Consider the following 19,158-nt stretch of genomic DNA (forward strand, 5'->3'; position numbering starts at 1 on the left):
GCAGGCCGAGGACGTCGAGGCCGGGCGCCAGAACCTGACGCGCGGCTTCGGCCAGGTCGCGCGTCCCCGGTGCGCGGCGGTCCGTGGCAGGGAGCTCGTCGAGCCATCCGTGGGTGGCCGCGGCGACCTCGAGCAGCCGACGCAGGACGCCGGCCGGGTCGTCGCCCGCGGCGGTGATGGCACGGGGGAGGTCGGCCAGCAGGAGGACGAGCACCCGCTCGATCGGGGTCGGGGTCGCGGTCGCCGCGGTCCCGTCCGTGGTGACCCCATCGAGGACGACGCAGCAGCGGGCGTGGGCCCACATCACGACGAAGCGGGGATTGTCCGGCGTACGCCGTTGCGGCACAGTCGGATCCACGACCATCGGGGACACGGGCCGAGTCGGTCGCCCGTATGCCGGTCCGCCCGCAAGTACGGCGGCCACGGCGGCGACGCAGTCATCGGGACCCGGTGTCACCACGAGGAACCCGCCCTCCCCCACCTCGATCGCACGTCCGGCAGCGACCCCCAGCCGCTCCGTCAGACCGGCACCCAGAGATGCGGCGAGCCGGGTCGCGAGGGGCGCGACCGGCATACCGGCTGCGGCCGCAACGCGCAGGGCCACCGGGCTCGACCACCGCCCGCGACCATCGGGACGCCAGTGATCGGGACGCCCGTGCCAGAGGTGACCTCTGGCGACCTCAGCCGACCCCGGCAGGACGGCTCGCACGGCGGCCGAGAGCGCCGCATCGAGGTCCTCCGGCATCACGCCCGCGAGTGTAGGACCCGTGCTCGGGACCTCACCCCGCCGAGCGCAGGACGAGGGTGTCGGCCTCGGCGTCGCGGTCGACCAGCGTCGTGCCGCCGTCGCGGACGTCGCCGGAGAGGATCGCCCGGGCCAGCCGGTCGCCGATCTCGCGCTGCACCAGCCGGCGCAGCGGCCGTGCCCCGTATGCCGGGTCGTAGCCCGTGACCGCCAACCACTCCCGGGCCGCGTCGGTGACCTCGAGGGTGATCCGCCGGTCGTGGAGGCGCGTGGCGAGCAGCTGCACCTGCAGGTCGACGATGTGGGCGAGGTCCTCCGTCGAGAGGGGGTCGAAGATGACCACCTCGTCGAGCCGGTTGAGGAACTCCGGCTTGAAGGACGCCCGCACCAGGGCCATCACGGCCTCGCGCTTGGAGACAGGGTCGAGGAGCGGGTCGACGAGGAACTGCGAGCCGAGGTTGGAGGTCATCACCAGGATGACGTTGCGGAAGTCGACGGTGCGCCCCTGGCCGTCGGTGAGCCGGCCGTCGTCGAGCACCTGCAGGAGGATGTCGAAGGTCTCGGGGTGGGCCTTCTCGACCTCGTCGAGGAGGATGACGGAGTAGGGGCGGCGGCGGACGGCCTCGGTGAGCTGGCCGCCCTCCTCGTAGCCGACGTAGCCCGGAGGCGCCCCGATGAGGCGGGCCACGGCGTGCCGCTCGGAGTACTCCGACATGTCGATGCGGATCATCGCGCGCTCGTCGTCGAAGAGGAAGTCGGCGAGCGACTTGGCCAGCTCGGTCTTGCCGACACCGGTGGGGCCGAGAAAGAGGAAGGAGCCGGTCGGGCGGTCGGGGTCGGCGACACCGGAACGGCTGCGACGGACCGCGTCGGACACGGCGCGCACCGCGTCCTGCTGGCCGATGAGCCGGGCGCCGAGGTGCTGCTCCATGTGCAGCAGCTTCTCGGTCTCACCCTCGAGGAGGCGGCCGGCGGGGATGCCGGTCCAGGCCGAGATGACGTCGGCGATGTCGTCGGCACCGACCTCGTCCTTGACCATGGGAGCCTGCGTCGACGGCATACCGGCCTCGACGGCCTGGGCGGTCTCGATCTCTCTCTCCAGCAACGGGATCCGGCCGTAGTTGATCTCGGACGCACCGGCCAGGTCACCCTCGCGCTGAAGGCGCTCGGCCTGGATGCGGAGCTCGTCGAGCTGCTTCTTGAGGTCGCCGACGCGGTTGAGCCCGGCCTTCTCCGCGTCCCACCGCGCGGTGAGGGCCGCGAGCTGCTCGCTGCGGTCGGCGAGGTCCTTGCGCAGGCGGGCGAGACGCTCCTTCGAGGCGTCGTCGGTCTCCTTGTCGAGGTGCAGCTCCTCCATCCGCAGCCGGTCGACGGCACGACGGAGCTCGTCGATCTCGACGGGGCTGGAGTCGATCTCCATCCGCAGCCGCGAGGCCGCCTCGTCGATGAGGTCGATCGCCTTGTCGGGCAGCTGCCGGCCGGTGATGTAGCGGTCGGAGAGGGCGGCGGCCGCGACGAGCGCGGCATCGGAGATGGAGACCTGGTGGTGCGCCTCGTAGCGCTCCTTGAGCCCGCGCAGGATGGCGATGGTGTCCTCGACGCTGGGCTCGCCGACGAAGACCTGCTGGAAGCGGCGCTCGAGGGCGGCGTCCTTCTCGATGTGCTTGCGGTACTCGTCGAGGGTCGTCGCGCCGACGAGCCGCAGCTCGCCACGGGCGAGCAGCGGCTTGAGCATGTTGCCCGCGTCCATCGCGCCCTCGCCGGTGGCGCCGGCGCCGACGACGGTGTGCAGCTCGTCGATGAAGGTGATGACCTGGCCCTCGGAGCCGGTGATCTCCTCGAGGACGGCCTTGAGCCGCTCCTCGAACTCGCCGCGGTACTTCGCCCCCGCGATCATCGCGCCGAGGTCGAGGCTGATCAGGCGCTTGTTCTTGAGGCTCTCGGGCACGTCGCCGGCGACGATCCGCTGGGCGAGGCCCTCGACGACGGCGGTCTTGCCGACGCCGGGCTCGCCGATGAGGACGGGGTTGTTCTTGGTGCGCCGGCTGAGCACCTGCACGACGCGGCGGATCTCGGAGTCGCGGCCGATGACGGGGTCGAGCCGGCCCTCGCGGGCCAGGGCGGTGAGGTCGGTGCCGTACTTCTCGAGCGCTTGGTAGGACCCCTCGGGGCTCTCGGAGTCGACCCGTCGGCCGCCCCGCAGCTGCGGGATCGCCGCGGCGATCGCGTCGGCGTCGAGGCCGAACGCCTTGCTGCGGGCGAGTGCGAGGAGGAGGTGGTCGGTCGAGACGTAGGTGTCACCCATCGAGGCCATCAGCGAGCGGGCACTCTCGAGCAGGGCGAGGGCGCTGCGCGAGAGGCCGGGAGCCGACACGGAGGGCCCGCTCACCGACGGCAGCGAGGCCAGCGCCTTGTCGGCCGCGGTCTCGGCGATCGGCAGCGAGGAGCCGGCCGCCGTCAGGAGGGCGGCCGTCGTGGTGTCGGACTGCTGGACGAGGGCGCGCAGCAGGTGCGCGGGCTCGGTCTGCGGGTGCCCGTTGGCCGCCGCGTCGCGGACCGCGGCGGACACGGCCTCCTGGGCCTTCGTCGTGAGCTGGAGATCCATGTCGCTGATGCTCGTTTCCGGGGTAGATCGGTGCTGTGCTTGCGGGCTGTCCTTCGACCGTGTCAACCCTGCCAAAGTTGAGTGTATTCCGCTCAGGTCTGAGTTCGGAAGACGGTGATCCGGTGGGCTGTCGGACCACCGGCGTACAGTGCGAGGGACGGGGACTCCTCCGGGTCCCGACCTCTGCCGGGATCGGCCCCCGCGAGCGTCCAGCCTGAGCAGGTCAGCATGGTTCTCCTTCCCGTCCTCCTTGGCATCCTCCTCCTTCTGATCGTCGTCGCCGGACTCTCGCTACGGGTCGTGCAGCAGTTCGAGGACGGTGTCGTCTTCCGGCTCGGGCGGGTCCAGGACCCGCCCCGCGCGCCCGGGCTCACCTTCCTCGTCCCCTTCGTCGACCGGATGCAGAAGGTCAACCGGCAGGTCAACACGCTCAGCGTCCCCGCCCAGGACTGCATCACCCGCGACAACGTCTCGGTGCGGGTCGATGCGGTCGTCTACTTCCGCGTCATCGACGCCGTCAAGGCGGCGGTCAACGTGCAGAACTACCAGTACGCCATCTCGCAGCTGTCGCAGACGTCGCTGCGGTCGGTCATCGGCAAGGCCGACCTCGACGACCTGCTCTCCAACCGCGAGAAGCTCGGGGCCGAGCTCACCTCGATCATCGACGCCCCGTCCGAGCAGCCCTGGGGCGTCAAGGTCGAGCGGGTCGAGGTCAAGGACGTCACGCTGCCCGAGTCGATGAAGCGCTCGATGTCGCGTCAGGCGGAGGCCGAGCGCGAGCGCCGCGCCCGGGTCATCGCCGCCGACGGGGAGTTCCAGGCCTCGAAGAAGCTGGCCCAGGCGGCGGCGACGATGTCGGCCGACCCCGCCGCCCTGCAGCTGCGTCTCCTGCAGACCGTCGCCGAGGTCGCGGCGGAGAAGAACAGCACCCTCGTGATGCCCTTCCCCGTCGAGCTGCTGCGCTTCCTCGAGCGGGCCACCGACCACAGCGTGCACGACCTCAAGCCCGGGTTGGCCGGGCCGCCGGACGACGTCGTCGCCCCCGCCGCCCCGGCCGTTCCCGTCGCCCCCGCCGTGGACGCCCCCGCGAGCAACGGACAGGTTGCCACCCCGGCCGGGTAACCGGCATACCGGCGGGCAAGGATGGGGCCGGGGCCACCGCCGGCCCCTCACCCCGCTTGAGGAGAGACCCACGTGAGCACCCCGTCAGCCCAGATCGGCGTCACCGGACTCGCGGTGATGGGCCGCAACCTCGCGCGCAACCTCGCGCGGCACGGCCACACCGTGGCCCTCAACAACCGCACCCAGGCCAAGGTCGACGACCTCGTCGAGCAGTTCGGCGACGAGGGCAGTTTCGTCGCGTCGAGCTCCCTGGAGGAGTTCGTCGCCTCCCTCGAGAAGCCGCGCCGGATCATCATCATGGTCAAGGCCGGCGGCCCCACCGACGCGGTCATCGACCAGCTCGTGCCCCTGCTCGAGGCCGGCGACATCGTCGTCGACGGCGGCAACGCGCACTTCGAGGACACCCGTCGCCGCGAGGCTGCGCTGCGCGAGCACGACCTGCACTTCGTCGGCACGGGCATCTCCGGCGGTGAGGTCGGTGCCCTCGAGGGCCCGTCGATCATGCCCGGCGGCTCGAAGGAGTCGTATGCCGCGCTGGGTCCGATCCTCGAGTCGATCGCCGCACAGGTCGACGGCGAGCCGTGCTGTGCCTGGCTGGGTCCGGACGGCGCCGGCCACTTCGTCAAGATGGTGCACAACGGCATCGAGTACGCCGACATGCAGTTCATCGCCGAGGCCTACGACCTGCTCAGCGGGGCGGGCCTGACGGCGGGCGAGGTCGCGGACGCCTTCCGCGAGTGGAACTCCGGCGACCTCGACTCCTTCCTCGTCGAGATCACCGCGCAGGTCCTCGACCAGGTCGACGCCGAGACGGGCAAGCCGCTCGTCGAGGTCATTCGCGACGAAGCGGAGCAGAAGGGCACCGGCCGCTGGACGGTGCAGATCGCGCTCGAGCTCGGGGTGCCGGTCTCGACGATCGCCGAGGCGGTCTTCGCGCGCGCCACGTCGGGTGACGCGGCCGTGCGGAAGGCCTCGCGGGGGGTCCTCAGCGGCCCCGACCGCACCGTCTCCGCCGAGGGTTCCGACGCCCGGAGGCGGCTGGTCGCTGACGTCCGCGCGGCCCTCTGGGCGTCCAAGGTCGTCGCCTACGCGCAGGGGCTCGAGCAGATCCGGGCGGCCAGCGAGGCCTACGACTGGGGTGTCGACGTCGCCACGGTGGCCCGGATCTGGCGCGGCGGGTGCATCATCCGCGCTGCGCTGCTGGCCCAGATCAGCGACGAGTACGCGAGCAAGGACCTCGCCACGCTGCTCGTCGCGCCGAGCGTGCGCGACGGTCTGGCCGAGCGCCAGGACGGCTGGCGGCGGGTGGTCGGCACGGCGACCTCGGCCGGCGTCCCGGTGCCGGGATTCTCCGCGGCGCTCAGCTACTACGACACCGTGCGCGCCGAGCGGCTGCCGTCCGCCCTCATCCAGGGGCTGCGCGACAACTTCGGGGCGCACACCTATCACCGCACCGACCGCGACGGCGCGTTCCACACCCTGTGGGCCGAGGACGGCCGGCAGGTCTCCGTCGACTGAGCGCCCCGGCGCCGCCAGCCGGCCGCGCTGCTTGACTCCGAGTCAACGAAGTCGACTCCGAGTCAAGCGGCGCAGCTGGTCGCTCAGCGGGCGACGATGCTCACCATCTCGCGCGGGCGGGCGGGCACCTCCACGCGCAGCCGGAGGTGCCCGGCCCGGGACAGGTATGCCGCGAGCCCGGTCGCCGCCGCTGCGGACACCACCCCGGCGACCACCATCGCCGCCCGCGCCCCGAACGCGCTGCACATCCACCCGACGAACGGGCCACCGACAGCGCCGCCGCCGAAGAAGACCAGGAGATAGACCGACAGGACGCGTCCACGCAGCGCCGATGGCGTCGTCAGCTGGATCATCGACTGGGCGGTCGTGATGAAGTTGATCGAGGCCGCGCCGAGCGCGACGAGGACGGGCACGAAGAGCCAGGCGGACGGCATACCGGAGCAGACGAGCCAGGCCGCTGCCAGCAGGACAGCATTGCGGACCAGGGCTCGAAGCCGTGGCGTCCGCGCCTGCCGGGCCGAGATGACGGCTCCCACGACCGCGCCGAGAGCGAGCGCCGAGCTGAGCAGTCCGTAGCCGGCAGAGCCCGAGCGGAAGACGTCCTTGGCGACGGCCGAGAGGCTGACGGGCAGGGAGAGCGTGAACATCCCCAGCACCCCGGCCAGCGCGATGGGCCAGCGGACGGTGGCGGTGTCGCGGGCGTAGCGCAGGGCAGGACCGAGCTCGCGCCCGCCGGCCGCACGGGTCCCGCGCTCTCCCTGGGGAATTCGCCGGAGCATGAGGAGGGCGACGAGATAGCTGGCGCCGTTGATCGCGAAGGCCCAGCCGCTGCCGACGCCGGTGATGAGGACGCCACTGAGGGCGGGACCGATCATCGCCCCGAGCTGGAAGGTCGAGGAGACCATCGAGACCGCGCTGCGGATCTGACCGGGAGGGGCCAGCTCGCTGACGAAGGACTGCCGCGTCGGGCTGTCGACAGCCATCGTGACGCCGAGCAGGAGCGCGACGAGGTCGACCTGCCAGACCTGGACCCGCCCGGTGAGCACGAGGAACGCGAGGCTGCCGGCGAGCAGCCCCATCATCGTCATCGTCACGCTGAGGATCGAGCGCTTGGGGAACCGGTCGGCGATCACGCCGCCCCCGAGCCCCAGCACCAGGCTCGGCAGGAACTGGCACATCGTCGTGATCCCCACTGCTGTGGGCGAGTTCGTCAACGACAGCACCAGCCAGTCCTGGGCGATCCGCTGGATCCAGCCGCCCGTCGAGGTCACGAGGACCCCGCCGACGTAGTAGCGGAAGTGGACCGTCGACAGGGAGGCGAAGGCGGTGCGCAGACCGCTGGCGGGCGTCTGGTCGGTGGTCACGTCGTCGGTGGGATCGGTGGTGGCGGTCCGGAGTGCGGCCGCGATCGGGGGTGTCACTGTCGTCCTTGGTTCAGGTCTGGGCTGCTCTGGCGTCCGGTGCGTCGGGGTTCTCAGGGTTGCGTCGGGAGCGTCGGGAGTCGTGGGCAACGTCCACCGGTCGACGATGACGGAAGGGCGGACCTGCCTATTCTGGGCGGGTACGGGTCATGACAGAAGGCGTTTGCTGCGGTAACGGCCATTCGATTGCGCGATAACGTGGTCGCGTGACCCCGACCAGCCTCGACACCGACCAGCTGCGGACCTTCCTCGCCGTCGCCCAGGCGCTGTCCTTCACGCGCGCCGCCGAGAGCCTCGGGGTCGGGCAGTCCACGGTCAGCCAGCACGTCCGTAAGCTCGAGTCCTCAATCGGCAGAGCCCTGCTCGTGCGTGACACCCACCGGGTGCGACTCACGGCGGACGGCGAGGCGATGGCGGGTTTCGCCCGTGACATCCTCGCGGCGCAGGAACAGGCGGTCGGCTACTTCACCGGGAGCCGGCTGCGCGGGCGGCTGCGGTTCGGGGTCACGGACGACCTCGCCCTCACCCCCCTGCCCCGGATCCTGCGCCAGTTCCGCCAGCTCTATCCCCGGATCGACCTCGAGCTCACCGTCGGGCAGAACGAGGTGCTGCGTCGCCGGATCGCTTCCGGCCACCTCGATGTCGCCTTCGCCAAGCGCGCCGGCGACGAGCCCGAGCTGGCCGGCAGCACCCTCGTGCGGCGGGTGCCGCTCGTCTGGGGGGCGGCTCACGGGACGGTCGTCGACCCGGTCGCGCCGGTGCCGCTCGTCGTCTACCAGGCACCGAGCCTCAGCCGGTCGCTCGCGGTCCGCGCCATGGAGGAGACCGGGCGCGACGTGCGGATCACCTGCACGGTGCGCGGCGTCAACGGCATCATCGCCGCCGTCCGGGCGGGGCTGGGCATTGCCGTCTTCGCCCGCACGCTCATGCCCGAGGACCTCGTCGAGCTGGGGACCGGGCTGCCCGACCTGCCGTTCATCGACCTGATCCTGCTGACCGGCCCGCGCGCCTCGGCCGAGGCCGCGCACGCCCTCACGACCGCGATCCTGAGCAGCGGCGCCCCGCTCAAGACGACGACCGACTGACCTCACCCACAACGTCCGCGCCGACGTCACCGATAACCAGCGTTGGCGCGGACGAAGGGGGGGTTGGGCACTAGCGTCGAGCCATGGGTATGCCTGTGATCGAGGTCGTCCGCGGCGACATCACCACCGAGGCGACCGATGCCATCGTCAACGCCGCGAACTCGACGCTCACCGGGGGTGGCGGCGTCGACGGCGCCATCCACGCGGCAGCCGGGCCCCGCCTGCTGGAGGAGTGCCGCCGGGTGCGCCGGACGGCATACCGGGACGGGCTGCCCGTCGGCGAGGCCGTGGCCACCGGCGCCGGCGACCTCCCGTGCCGCTGGGTGATCCACACCGTCGGGCCGAACTGGAACCGCGGTCAGCGCGATCCCGAGCAGCTCGCCTCCTGCTACCGCCGTTCGCTCGAGGTGGCCGAGGAGATCGGGGCGACGTCCATCGCCTTCCCCGCCGTGAGCGCCGGCGTCTACGGCTGGGACAAGGACGTCGCGGCCGAAATCGCGGTCGAGTCGGTGCGCGCCGCCCTGCCCTGGACGGCCCTCGATCTGGTGCGCTTCATCCTCTTCAACGGCGCCCTCGAACGAGCCTTCGCCACCGCACTCGCGAGGACGAAACCCTCGCCCCGGTAGCATTCCGACCATGGCATCCCGTCCAGATGCTCCTCCGCTCGCCGACCTCGAGCGGGAGCTGACCCGCCTGCTGCGTCGTGCCCGGGTGACCTCCGGAGCCATCGCCGCGGAGGTCCACCCCGACCTCGACTCCTCCTCCTACACGGTGCTCATCACGGTGCTCGACCTGCAGCAGGTCCTGCCCGCTGGGGTCCGCGCGGCCGACGTCGGCGAGCAGCTGCGGCTGCACAAGTCGACGATGAGCCGCAACATCACGGTGCTGGAGCAGCTCGGTCTCTTGGAGCGGGTCCCCTCTCCCGACGACGCCCGCGCCCGGCTGCTGCACATCACGCCGACCGGGCGGCACCAGCTGACGACCGCGATCGCCGCCCGTCGCGCCCGCATCGCCGACGCCCTCGGCAAATGGAGCGGCGAGGACACCGACCACCTCGCCCGGCTGCTCCAGCGGCTCAACGACGACCTGGACTGAGGCTCGGCCCGCCGCCCCTCCTCGCGGATTGGGGTGAGAACGCGCTCTCCGGGGCGCGGTTTCACCTCAATCCGGCGTGCGTGAGGGGCGACGCGAGAGCCTGAAGTCAAGCGGCGGGGCACGGGCGGGCCGGGACGACGAGGCCCGCACCGAGATCGTCACCGCCCTGCCCGACTGGCCGCCCGGGTGGCAACCGCGACCACCCGGTTCCCGGCGGCCCCGCTCACCCGCCCACCTCGCCCCCGTCGGCCTCCTCGCCGACCGCGACACCGCGCACCTCTTCACCGACCGACATCAGGACCGCCTCCGGCTGCTCACCCCACCCCGCGCCACTACCACCTGATCCGGCGGTGCGCGCACCTCCTGCTACGCAGAGGGTGGGAATGGGATCCTTGGGCGAATTCCAGTGAACGTCGCACCACTATGACCGTCAAGCCGGCGCGTCCGACGCCGGTGGCCGGCAAGGCCCGTCTCGCAGGCGGAACCTGAACCGGGAACACCGCAGGTCGCGGGGCTCCACGCGGGCACCGTGTCCGTTTGACCCGTCCGGTGTCGAGTTCCGCTCGGGGGCGACCTGCGGGACGCGGTGTGGTCGTTGACGTGGTCGTCACGATCACGGGCGAGGCCAGCATAACGATGGTTGCGTCAAACAACCTTTCTGGCTATAGTTGACGGACACAACCAACCAGGGAGCACCATGGCCGTCTCCGAGCCCGTCGCCGTCGAGCTGCTGAGCAGCGTCTCGCGGCTCGTCCGCACCGCTCGGTCCTACGCGCACCTGCGCAACCAACAGCTCGGACGCACCGGCCTGCCGCTCGGGATCCTGACCCGGTTGCAGGCGCCGGTAGCCGTCCTTGCCCACCCCGGTATGACCCGGCCTGGTGATCTCGCGACCGCCCTCGGGGTCTCTCCGTCCGCGGTCTCGCGGGCCGTTGCCGGCCTGGTCGAGGCGGGCTTCGTCGAACGCACCGCCGACCCGCACGACGCCCGGGCCTGCACCCTCGCCCTCACCGACGCGGGCCGCGCCGAGCTGCGGCACCTCCACCACGAGCAGGCCCGGGCGGTCGCGGCCGCCCTCGACGGGTGGGACGACACGAAGGCAGGCGTCCTCGCCGAGCTGCTCGACGAGTTCTGCACGGGGCTCTCGGGACCGGTCCTCGACCACCGCTCGCTGCCGTATGCCGGGTTGTCACCCGCCGGCGACCTCACGCCCCATCCGACACTGATCACAGACAAGGCCTCGGCATGACCGCCACCATCACGCGCCCGGACACCGACCGGACGCCGACACCCCAGCCCCCGGGGAAGCGCGCCATCTCCATCCCCGGCGAGATGACGCACCGCGAGATCCTGCGGGCGATGACCGGCCTGATGGCCGCGCTCTTCACCGCGCTGCTCTCCTCGACGATCGTCTCGACCGCCCTGCCGACGATCATCGGTGACCTCAACGGCACCCAGCGGCAGTACACCTGGGTCATCACCGCATCGTTGCTCGCGACCACCGTCAGCACGCCGATCTGGGGCAAGCTGTCGGACCTCTTGAGCAAGAAGCTGCTGGTCCAGCTGTCGATCATCGTCTTCGTCATCGGCTCCATCGCCGCGGGCCTCTCGCAGTCGGTGCCGTTCCTGATCGCCTGCCGCGTGGTCCAGGGCCTCGGCATGGGCGGCCTCACCGCCCTCTCGCAGTCGATCATGGGCGCGATGGTGGCCCCCCGCGAACGCGGTCGCTACTCGGGCTATCTCGGCGCCGTCATGGCCGTCTCCACCGTCAGCGGCCCGCTCCTCGGTGGCGTCATCGTCGACTCGCTCGGCTGGCGCTGGACCTTCTACGTCTGCGTGCCGCTCGCCGTCATCTCGCTCTTCGTCCTGCAGACCCAGCTGCACCTCCACTCGGTCAGGCGGCAGCCGACGATCGACTACCTCGGCGCCGTCCTCATCTCCGTCACCGCGAGCCTGCCGCTGCTGTGGGTCACCTTCGCGGGCAGCGACTTCGCGTGGGTCTCGTGGCAGAGCGCGGCATACCTCGGCTCGACGCTCGTCGGCATCGTCCTCACGATCCTCGTCGAGAACCGCGCCGCCGAACCGCTCGTGCCGCTCAAGGTCCTGCGGAACCGGACCGCCGGCCTCGTCATCCTCGCCAGCGCCGCCGTCGGCATCGCCCTCTTCGGTGGGTCGACGTTCCTCGGTCAGTACTTCCAGCTCGCCCAGGGCTTCAGCCCGACCAAGGCCGGCCTGATGACGGTGCCGCTGATGGCCGGCGCGATGATCGCCTCCATCGGTGCGGGCCAGATCATCAGCCGCACGGGCAGGTGGAAGCGGTTCCTCGTCGGCGGCGGCATCCTCATGGTCATCGGCCTCGCCGGGCTCGCCACCCTCACCCACACGACGCCGGTCTGGCACGCCCAGGTCGCGATGGGGATCATGGGCCTCGGCATGGGCGCGATGATGCAGAACCTCGTCCTCGCCGTCCAGAACACCGTCGACGTCCGAGACATCGGCGCCTCGTCGGCGGCGGTCGCCTTCTTCCGCTCGCTCGGTGGGGCGATCGGCGTCTCGATCCTCGGTGCGGTCCTCGCGGCCCAGGTCCAGAGCTCGACGGCGGCCGGGATCCGTCAGCTCGGTCCCGACGCGGCCGCTGCCGCCCAGGCCGCGGGCAGCTCCGGGTCGCTCGACCTCGCGGCGATGCCGGCGCCGCTGCGGGCGATCGTCCGCGCGGCATACGGCGACGCGACCGGCCACATCTTCCTGATCGCCGCGGTCGCTGCAGTCGTCGCGCTGGTCGCCGTGGTGTTCATCAAGGAGGTGCCGCTGCGGACGTCGGTGTCCCTGACGCCGAGCACCCCTTCGGTCGCCCAGGTCGCCCAGGACGCCCAGGCGCCGGCGGCCCAGAAGGCGCCGGAGCTGCCGGAGTCCCGCGCCAACCACAAGCCCGGTCGGCACCGGATGAGCAAGGCGGAGAAGACTCTGGTCTGACGGGCCGCACCGGGCACCTCAGGCCATCACACCGAGCGACGTCGGCTGCCACCCCGGGAAGACGCTCTGCAGTGACCCCGGCCGTGAGCCCGAGCCGCTTGGACACGATCTCCGACAGCAGATCGCGGTAGTCGTTGGCGCCCGGCACGTCGCCGCCGCTCTGCTGCAGGACCGCGGTCGACAGCCCGTCCCAGCGGCCCTTGACGCCGCCCGTGACGCCACCGCCGATGACCAGGCTGACCCCGCCGTGACCGTGGTCCACACCGCCGCTGGCGTTCTGCTCGACCCGACGCCCGAACTCGCTCATCGTGACGATGGTCGTCGTGTCGAGCAACGGCCCGAGGTCGGCGGCGAGCGCCGCGGCGAGGTCACCCACGTGGCTCGTCATGTCCCCGGAGGCGACCGTGCCCAGCGCCGTGTGCATGTCCCAGCCGCCGACGTCCAGACAGGCGACACGCACGCCCGTCCCGCGCTTGATGAGGGTGGCGACGTCCTTGAGTGAGTCGGCGAACGCGCCCTGGGGGTATGCCGCGGTCGTCCCGCCCGCCCCGACGGCCAGCCGCGCCGCGGTCGTCACCGCGTCGGTCCCGAGCATCGCCTGGGCGGCGATGGGGTCGGCGACCCCGGTGTAGAGCGTCTGGATCGCCGCCGAGGTGGCCGTGGCCCAGGGGCCGTCACCCGAACCCTGGATCTTCAGCCCGGCGAGGGAGCCGAAGGAGATCGCCCCGTCGACGCCGGCGAGGGATCGGGGCATCAGCCCCCCGACGGCGACGGACCGGAAGGTCGTCCCCGGTCCGCTCACCTCGAGGACCCGGTCGAGCCACCCGGTCTGCGTCCCGGTTGCCGCGCCGCCGCGCTCGAGGCAGTCCTGTGCCTGGAAGTGGCTCCGGGACAGGTCGGGGGTCGAGATCGCCGGCACGGCCGCGACCCTGCCCGCGCCGATGAGGGACGTCAGCGGGGCCATCGACGGGTGCAGGCCGAAGCCGCGGTCCAGGGCGATCAGCCTGCTCGCCGGCACGGCGATGTCGGGGCGGAGCGTCGGGAGGTCCGGGTCGGCGCCGGGCACGAGGAGGGACAGCCCGTCCATCCCGCCGCGCAGGAAGATCACGACGAGGGTGCCGGTGGTGGTGCCGGGCGCGGCATACGCGACCCTGGCCGTCGTGAGCTGCGAGCCGAGGGCCGCCACCCCGACACCGAGACCGCCGGCGAGGAAGCGGCGGCGGTTGAAACCCTTGCCCCAGAGGCGTTCCCGCTCCTGGGTCTGGCTCTCCTGACAGCCGGCGGCGGCCTGCAGGGCAGCGACGGAGTGCGTCGCACTGGAGGCGAGTGGCCCCGTGGTCGTCATCGTCGCGTCCTTCATGGTGGCGTCGTCAGCGGAGCTGGTAGTAGGGGGAGTCGAACAGGAGCGGGACCGCGCCCCATGCCTGCCAGAGGGCGTTGGCCACCGGCGAGCCGGCGGTCACCTGGGCGAATGACAGGACGGCGTCGCGGTGGGCCGGGGCCATCGGCTGGCCGAGGAGCCGCAGCGAGAGGGCGTCGACCCACTGGCCCGCCGTCATCCCGGGGGTCACCGGGACCAGCTGGGTCGGGCCGGCCTGGGCCATCCCACCCCACCACTGGTTGACGAGCGCGCGGTGCATCGTGAAGCGGTTCACGAGGCTGCCGGCGTTGTTCCAGGCCGCGGCGACGTCGGGGTAGCCGTTGGGCGGGTCCCAGCCGAGCGGCGCGTGACCGTTGTCGCGGACGACCCAGTAGAGGGTCTGGATGGTCACGAGCACGTCGGCGGCCTTTGGGCCGGGCAGCATGTCGAGCACGCGTGCCGCGCCGACGAGGTCGTCGAGCGGGCGGCGCGACTTCTGCCCCACCGAGGCCCAGAACTCGGGGCTGCGGAAGAGGGTGTCGAGGACGGCCCGGATGTCGGTGTCGTGGGCGAGGTAGCTCTGCGCCATCCGGTCGATCAGGGCCGTGGGCGGCTGGTCGCTGACGAAGCGGACGGCGAGCTTGCGGGCGATGTTGCGTGCGGTCGCGGGGTGGTTCGCGACGTAGGCGAGGTAGGAGTCACCGACCGCCAGCCCACCCGCGGCCGTGGCGTTGGGGGAGCTCCAGCCCATCACCGCGAGGGGTCCGGTCCAGTGGGCGTCGGAGTTGTAGGAGAAGGCGCCGTCGGTGATCGTGCGGCCGGTGAGCACCTTGGCGCTCTGGACGACCTCGGCCTCGGTGTAGCCGCCACCGAGGCCGACCGTGTGCAGCTCGAGCAGCTCGCGCCCGAGGTTCTCGTTGACCATCGCCTTGGTGGAGACGTCGTTGTTGAGGAACAGGAGCATGGCCGGGTGCCGCATCGCCGCCAGCAGCATGTCGCGGTAGCGGCCCATGGCGAACGGGCGGATGACGTCCCCGATGTAGGACGATGAGGTGTCCCAGCCCTCAGCCGGGATCGCCACGTGGAGATGGTTGGCGAAGACGTCGGCGACCTGCTCGTAGAGCTGTCGGGTCGAGAAGATCTGCCGGCCGAGAGTGGCCATCGCGGTGGCGATCATGGCGTCCCACGAGTATGCCGCGGTCTGGGCACGGACCTGCGCCGGAGTCGCGCTGGCGAGCGGGAACATCGACCAGGCCGAGTCACCGAGCGGGTCGGCGATCCGGCCGGGGTTCAGCTGGCGACTCAGCCACGCGTCGATGCCGTCCCTGCGGATCGAGGCGATGTCGCTCGGTCGGGGCCCGAAGGTGGCTCGCCGCAGGAGGTGGAGCGCGGGGTCCGGTGCGAAGACACCGGGGTTCGTGGGGGTCGTGGCTGCCGCGACGGCGGCATACCCGGTGTATCGCTGGGCCGACGGGGTCAGCGACATCGACCGGGAGGACGAGCGTCCGGAGATCACGACCGGCGCGGCGACGGATCCCGCCGTCAGCGGGGCGGCCGAGGCGAGCACCGCGACGGCGGTCATCGACGGGGGCGCCGTCGAGGCTGTCGCCTTCGGCGCAGTCTGGCCCGGCCCGGCCGGCCCCGACGGCGCGCGGTTCGGACCAGTGGGGGTGCTGGTTCCCTCGCGCGACGTGCTGGCGGACGCGGACGCGGGCGTTGACGAGGACGCGGGCGCGGACGCGGACGTCGACGAGGCAACGTGCGGTGCGGACGTCGCGTGCGGGGTCCGCGTCGGACCTCGGCCCGCCGTCATGTCCCCGGTGGTCGTCGAGGTCCCGACCGCGGGACGCGGGCTCCCGTCCGCCGCAGGTGCCGAGACCGCTCTGCTGACCGGTCCGAGCAGCCTGGAGCCGGTGGTGGCGCCCAGGGCGGTCACCCCTGCTCCCACGCCGGCGAGCGCGATCGAGCGCAGGACCGTGCGACGCAGCGAAGGGGCCGGGAGGAGGTCGGTCACCGTCGAGGGGGTCTGGTCGGACGGGGGACCAGGAGGGGGGGTCTCGGCAGCAGGGACGATGCCGGGGGTGGTCAACGGCTCAGGGCGGTCGAGGGGTGGCAAAGGGGGCGCGTCCGATCGTGACTCCGTCAGCCGCCGGCGGTGGGGATGGCCCACCAGAGGATCCGATTGGCGGCTGACCCTGAGAGGGACGCCAATCTCGGCCAGGCTCGACCCCATCCGGCGAATAGCCAGAATTAGGTAGAAATCGGACAACTGCTACAGCACGTCAGGCCATCACTCCGAGAGAGGTCGGCTGCCACCCGGGGAAGACGGTCTGGAGATCGCCGGCCGAGAGCCCCAGCCGCTTGGACACGACTTCCGACAGCAGGTCGCGGTAGTCGTTGGACCCCGGGACGTCGCCGCCGCTCGGCGCGAGCACGGAGGCCGAGAGACCGTCCCAGCGGCCCTTGACGCCGCCCGTGACGCCGCCGCCCATGACCAGGCTGACGCCGCCGTGCCCGTGGTCCACGCCGCCGCTGGCGTTCTGCTGGGCGCGCCGCCCGAACTCGCTCATCGTCACGATGGTCGTCGTGTCGAGCAACGGCCCGAGGTCACCGGCGAACGCCGCGAGCGCCGCGGCGAGGTCGCCCACCTGGCTGGTCATGTCCCCGGACGCGACGGTGCCCAGCCCCGTGTGCATGTCCCAGCCACCGACGTCGAGGCACGCGATGCGCACGCCGCTGCCTCCCTTGATGAGTCTGGCGACGTCCTTGAGGGCACCCGCGAACGCGCCCTGGGGGTATGCCGCGGTCGTCCCACCCGCAGCGGCCAGCCCCGCTGCGGTGGCCAGCGCGTCGATGCCGAGCATCGCCTGGGCGGCGATCGGGTCGGCGACCCCGGTGTAGAGCGTCTGGATCGCCGTCGAGGTGTCCGCGAGGAAGCTGGCGTTACCCCCACCCTTGATCCTCAGGTCGGCCAACGACCCGAACGAGATCGCCCCGTCCACGCCGGCGAGGGAGCGGGGCATCAGCCCGCCGACGGCGACGGACCGGAAGGTCGTCCCCGGTCCGCTCACCGAGAGGACACGGTCGAGCCACCCGGTCTGGTCGGTGGTCGTCAGGCCGCCGCGCTCGAGGCAGTCCTGTGCCTGGAAGTGGCTCCGGGACAGGTCGGGGGTGGAGATCGCGGGGACGGCCGCGATCTTGCCCGCGCTGATGAGGGAGGTCAGCGGGGCCATCGACGGGTGGAGGCCGAAGCCGCGATCCAGGGCGATGAGCTGACTCGGGGGGACCGCGATACCGGGACGCAACGTGGGGAGGTCCGGGTCGGCGCCGGGCACCAGGAGCGACAGCCCGTCCATCCCGCCGCGGAGGAAGATCACGACGAGGGTGCCGGTGGTGGTGCCGGGCGCGGCATACGCCACTCGTGCCGTGGTGAGCTGGGAGCCGAGGGCGGCCACCCCGACACCGAGACCGCCGGCGAGGAAGCGGCGGCGGTTGAATCCCTTGCTCCAGAGTCGTTCCCGCTCCTTCACATCCACCTGTTGCTGAGCGGCAGCGGCCTGCAGGACCGTGCCGCGATGAGCTGGGCGGGTCGTGGTCGGGGGTGTCGTGGTGGTCGGGGGTGTCGTGGTCGATCGTGTCGTCATGGTCGTGTCCTTCACGGTGGCGCCGTCAGCGGAGCTGGAAGTAGGCGGAGTCGAACAGGAGCGGGACGGCTCCCCAGGCGCGCCACATCGCCTTGGCTACCGGTGACGCGGCGCTTGCCCCGGTGAACGCCAGCACGGCGTCGCGGTGGGCCGGGGCCATCGGCTGGCCGAGGAGCCGCAGCGAGAGGGCGTCGACCCACTGGCCGGCCGTCATGCCCGAAGGGACCGGGACGAGCTGGGTCGGGCCGGCCTGGGTCATCCCAGCCCACCACTGGTTGACCAGGGCACGGTGCGTGTTCCAGCGGCCGACGAGGCTGCCGGCGTTGTTCCACGCCGCCGCCACGTCGGGGTAGCCGTTGGGCGGGTCCCAGCCGAGCGGCCCATGACTGTTCGCGACGACGACCCAGTAGAGGCCCGTGATGGCGGCGCACACGTCGGCCGGTTTGGGGCCGGGGAGCAGGTCGAGCACGCGCGCCGTGCCGACGAGGTCCTCGAGCGGGCGGCGGGACTTCTGCCCGACCGAGGCCCAGAACTCGGGACTGCGGAAGAGGGTGTCGAGGACGGCCCGGATGTCCGTGTCGTTGGCGAGGTAGCTCTGCGCCATCCGGTCGACCAGGGCCGTGGGCGGCTGGTCGGAGACGAAGCGGACGGCGAGCTTGCCGGCGATGTTCTGCGCGGTCGCGGGGTGGTTCGCGAGGTAGGCGAGATAGGAGTCACCCACGGCCAACCCGCCGGCGGCCGTGTCGTTGGGGGAGCTCCAGCCCATCACCGCGAGCGGGCCGACCCAGTGGTCGTCGGGGTTGTAGGTGAACGCGCCGTCGGTGATCGTGCGGCCGGTGAGCACCTTGGCGCTCTGGACGACCTCGGCCTCGGTGTAGCCGCCGCCGAGCCCGACCGTGTGCAGCTCGAGCAGCTCCCGCCCGAGGTTCTCGTTGACGGCGGCCTTGTTGGAGAGGTCGTTGTTGAGGAAGCCGAGCATCCCTGGGTGCTTCATCGCGGCGAGCAGCATGTCGCGGTAGCGGCCCATGGCGTAGGGGCGGATGACCTCGCGGATGTAGGCCGGCGCGACGTCCCATCCGACGCCCGGGAGCGGGACGTGGAGGTGGTTGGCGAAGACGTCCGTGACCTGTTCGTAGAGCTGCCGGGTCGAGAACATCTGGCGGCCGAGCGTCGCCATGGCGGACGCGAGCATGGCGTTCCAGGAGTGGGGCGAGAACTGTGCCCGGATCTGGGCGGGCGTGGCGTCGGCGAGCGGGAAGAGCGCCCAGGCCGAGTCGCCGAGCGGGTCGGGGATGCGGGTGGGGTTGAGCTGGCGACTCAGCCACGCGTCTATACCGACCGCGCGGATCGAGGCGATGTCGCTAGGCCGCGCACCGAAGGTGGCTCGCCGCAGCAGGTGGAGCGCGGGATCGAGGGCGAAGACACCGGGGTTCGTGGGGGTCGTGGCTGCCGCCACGGCGGCATACCCGGTGTATCGCTGGGCCGACGGCGCCAGCGCCATCGACGCCGAGGTCGAGCGCGCGACCGTGGCGGCGGGAGCGGCGAGCGCGACCGGCGCGGCGAGCGCCACCGGCGCAGCGGGCGCGACCG

14 protein-coding genes and 1 pseudogene are annotated in these 19,158 nt (G+C 72.0%); 8 read left to right on the forward strand and 7 right to left on the reverse strand.

Features of this window, described 5'->3' with window-relative positions; genetic code table 11:
• Positions 1 to 745 (reverse strand): DALR anticodon-binding domain-containing protein (locus Q0R63_RS21020; RefSeq protein WP_295701821.1); only part of this gene is annotated, 745 nt, incomplete at its 3' end.
• 34 nt (positions 746 to 779) lie between these two features.
• Positions 780 to 3,350, reverse strand: a complete 2,571-nt coding sequence (gene clpB, locus Q0R63_RS21025; protein WP_295701823.1) for an ATP-dependent chaperone ClpB — start codon at positions 3,348 to 3,350, stop codon at positions 780 to 782.
• A 228-nt stretch (positions 3,351 to 3,578) separates the two neighbouring features.
• Between clpB and Q0R63_RS21030 the strand changes: the two genes are divergently transcribed.
• Together Q0R63_RS21030 and gndA are read left to right on the forward strand one after the other, a co-directional pair.
• Positions 3,579 to 4,472 (forward strand): slipin family protein, encoded by an 894-nt coding sequence (locus Q0R63_RS21030; RefSeq protein ID WP_295701825.1) that lies wholly within the window; start codon positions 3,579 to 3,581, stop codon positions 4,470 to 4,472.
• Positions 4,473 to 4,544: 72 nt separating this feature from the next.
• A complete protein-coding gene (gndA, locus tag Q0R63_RS21035) occupies positions 4,545 to 5,990 on the forward strand; it encodes an NADP-dependent phosphogluconate dehydrogenase (protein WP_295701827.1) in 1,446 nt (481 codons plus the stop codon).
• 83 nt (positions 5,991 to 6,073) lie between these two features.
• Here the strand turns inward: gndA and Q0R63_RS21040 are convergent, their stop codons facing one another.
• A complete protein-coding gene (locus Q0R63_RS21040) occupies positions 6,074 to 7,411 on the reverse strand; it encodes an MFS transporter (RefSeq protein ID WP_295701829.1) in 1,338 nt (445 codons plus the stop codon).
• Positions 7,412 to 7,617: 206 nt separating this feature from the next.
• Between Q0R63_RS21040 and Q0R63_RS21045 the strand changes: the two genes are divergently transcribed.
• The 6 genes from Q0R63_RS21045 (at position 7,618) to Q0R63_RS21070 (ending at position 12,564) form a co-directional block, all read left to right on the forward strand.
• Entirely contained in the window at positions 7,618 to 8,496 is an 879-nt protein-coding gene (locus Q0R63_RS21045) for a LysR substrate-binding domain-containing protein (protein WP_295701831.1), read from the forward strand.
• Between the two features lie 83 nt (positions 8,497 to 8,579).
• A complete protein-coding gene (locus Q0R63_RS21050; RefSeq protein WP_295701833.1) occupies positions 8,580 to 9,122 on the forward strand; it encodes an O-acetyl-ADP-ribose deacetylase in 543 nt (180 codons plus the stop codon).
• Positions 9,123 to 9,132: 10 nt separating this feature from the next.
• Positions 9,133 to 9,591, forward strand: a complete 459-nt coding sequence (locus tag Q0R63_RS21055; protein ID WP_295701835.1) for a MarR family winged helix-turn-helix transcriptional regulator — start codon at positions 9,133 to 9,135, stop codon at positions 9,589 to 9,591.
• Between the two features lie 76 nt (positions 9,592 to 9,667).
• Positions 9,668 to 9,934: a hypothetical protein gene (locus Q0R63_RS21060; RefSeq protein ID WP_295701838.1), complete on the forward strand. Its 267-nt coding sequence runs from the start codon at positions 9,668 to 9,670 to the stop codon at positions 9,932 to 9,934.
• 354 nt (positions 9,935 to 10,288) lie between these two features.
• Positions 10,289 to 10,840 (forward strand): MarR family winged helix-turn-helix transcriptional regulator, encoded by a 552-nt coding sequence (locus Q0R63_RS21065; protein WP_295701840.1) that lies wholly within the window; start codon positions 10,289 to 10,291, stop codon positions 10,838 to 10,840.
• Positions 10,837 to 12,564 (forward strand): MDR family MFS transporter, encoded by a 1,728-nt coding sequence (locus tag Q0R63_RS21070; RefSeq protein ID WP_295701842.1) that lies wholly within the window; start codon positions 10,837 to 10,839, stop codon positions 12,562 to 12,564. The genes Q0R63_RS21065 and Q0R63_RS21070 overlap by 4 nt, the downstream gene beginning before the upstream one ends.
• A 178-nt stretch (positions 12,565 to 12,742) precedes the next feature.
• Here Q0R63_RS21070 and Q0R63_RS21075 read toward each other — a convergent pair.
• From Q0R63_RS21075 to Q0R63_RS21090, 4 genes and pseudogenes are all read right to left on the reverse strand, one after another.
• Positions 12,743 to 13,924, reverse strand: a pseudogene (locus tag Q0R63_RS21075) (DUF1501 domain-containing protein); the annotation flags it as partial.
• Between the two features lie 10 nt (positions 13,925 to 13,934).
• Positions 13,935 to 15,938 carry a DUF1800 family protein gene (locus Q0R63_RS21080; protein ID WP_295701844.1) on the reverse strand — a complete coding sequence of 668 codons (2,004 nt, stop codon included), beginning with the start codon at positions 15,936 to 15,938 and terminating at the stop codon, positions 13,935 to 13,937.
• A gap of 268 nt (positions 15,939 to 16,206) precedes the next feature.
• Complete coding sequence (locus Q0R63_RS21085; RefSeq protein ID WP_295701846.1) at positions 16,207 to 17,568, reverse strand: DUF1501 domain-containing protein; 1,362 nt, start codon at positions 17,566 to 17,568, stop codon at positions 16,207 to 16,209.
• Positions 17,569 to 17,593: 25 nt separating this feature from the next.
• A partial coding sequence (locus Q0R63_RS21090; RefSeq protein WP_295701848.1) for a DUF1800 domain-containing protein occupies positions 17,594 to 19,158 on the reverse strand: 1,565 nt, incomplete at its 5' end.

Origin of the sequence: Lapillicoccus sp., from assembly GCF_025353065.1 — a bacterium.
Classification (GTDB): domain Bacteria; phylum Actinomycetota; class Actinomycetes; order Actinomycetales; family Dermatophilaceae; genus Lapillicoccus.

Excerpts from the sequence above, each read along its gene's own strand:
- clpB (WP_295701823.1), bottom strand. The coding sequence starts at position 3,350 with ATGGATCTCCAGCTCACGACGAAGGCCCAGGAGGCCGTGTCCGCCGCG.
- Q0R63_RS21030 (WP_295701825.1), top strand. The coding sequence starts at position 3,579 with ATGGTTCTCCTTCCCGTCCTCCTTGGCATCCTCCTCCTTCTGATCGTC.
- Q0R63_RS21085 (WP_295701846.1), bottom strand. The coding sequence starts at position 17,568 with ATGACGACACGATCGACCACGACACCCCCGACCACCACGACACCCCCG.
- Q0R63_RS21055 (WP_295701835.1), top strand. The coding sequence starts at position 9,133 with ATGGCATCCCGTCCAGATGCTCCTCCGCTCGCCGACCTCGAGCGGGAG.
- Q0R63_RS21065 (WP_295701840.1), top strand. The coding sequence starts at position 10,289 with ATGGCCGTCTCCGAGCCCGTCGCCGTCGAGCTGCTGAGCAGCGTCTCG.
- Q0R63_RS21050 (WP_295701833.1), top strand. The coding sequence starts at position 8,580 with ATGGGTATGCCTGTGATCGAGGTCGTCCGCGGCGACATCACCACCGAG.
- Q0R63_RS21070 (WP_295701842.1), top strand. The coding sequence starts at position 10,837 with ATGACCGCCACCATCACGCGCCCGGACACCGACCGGACGCCGACACCC.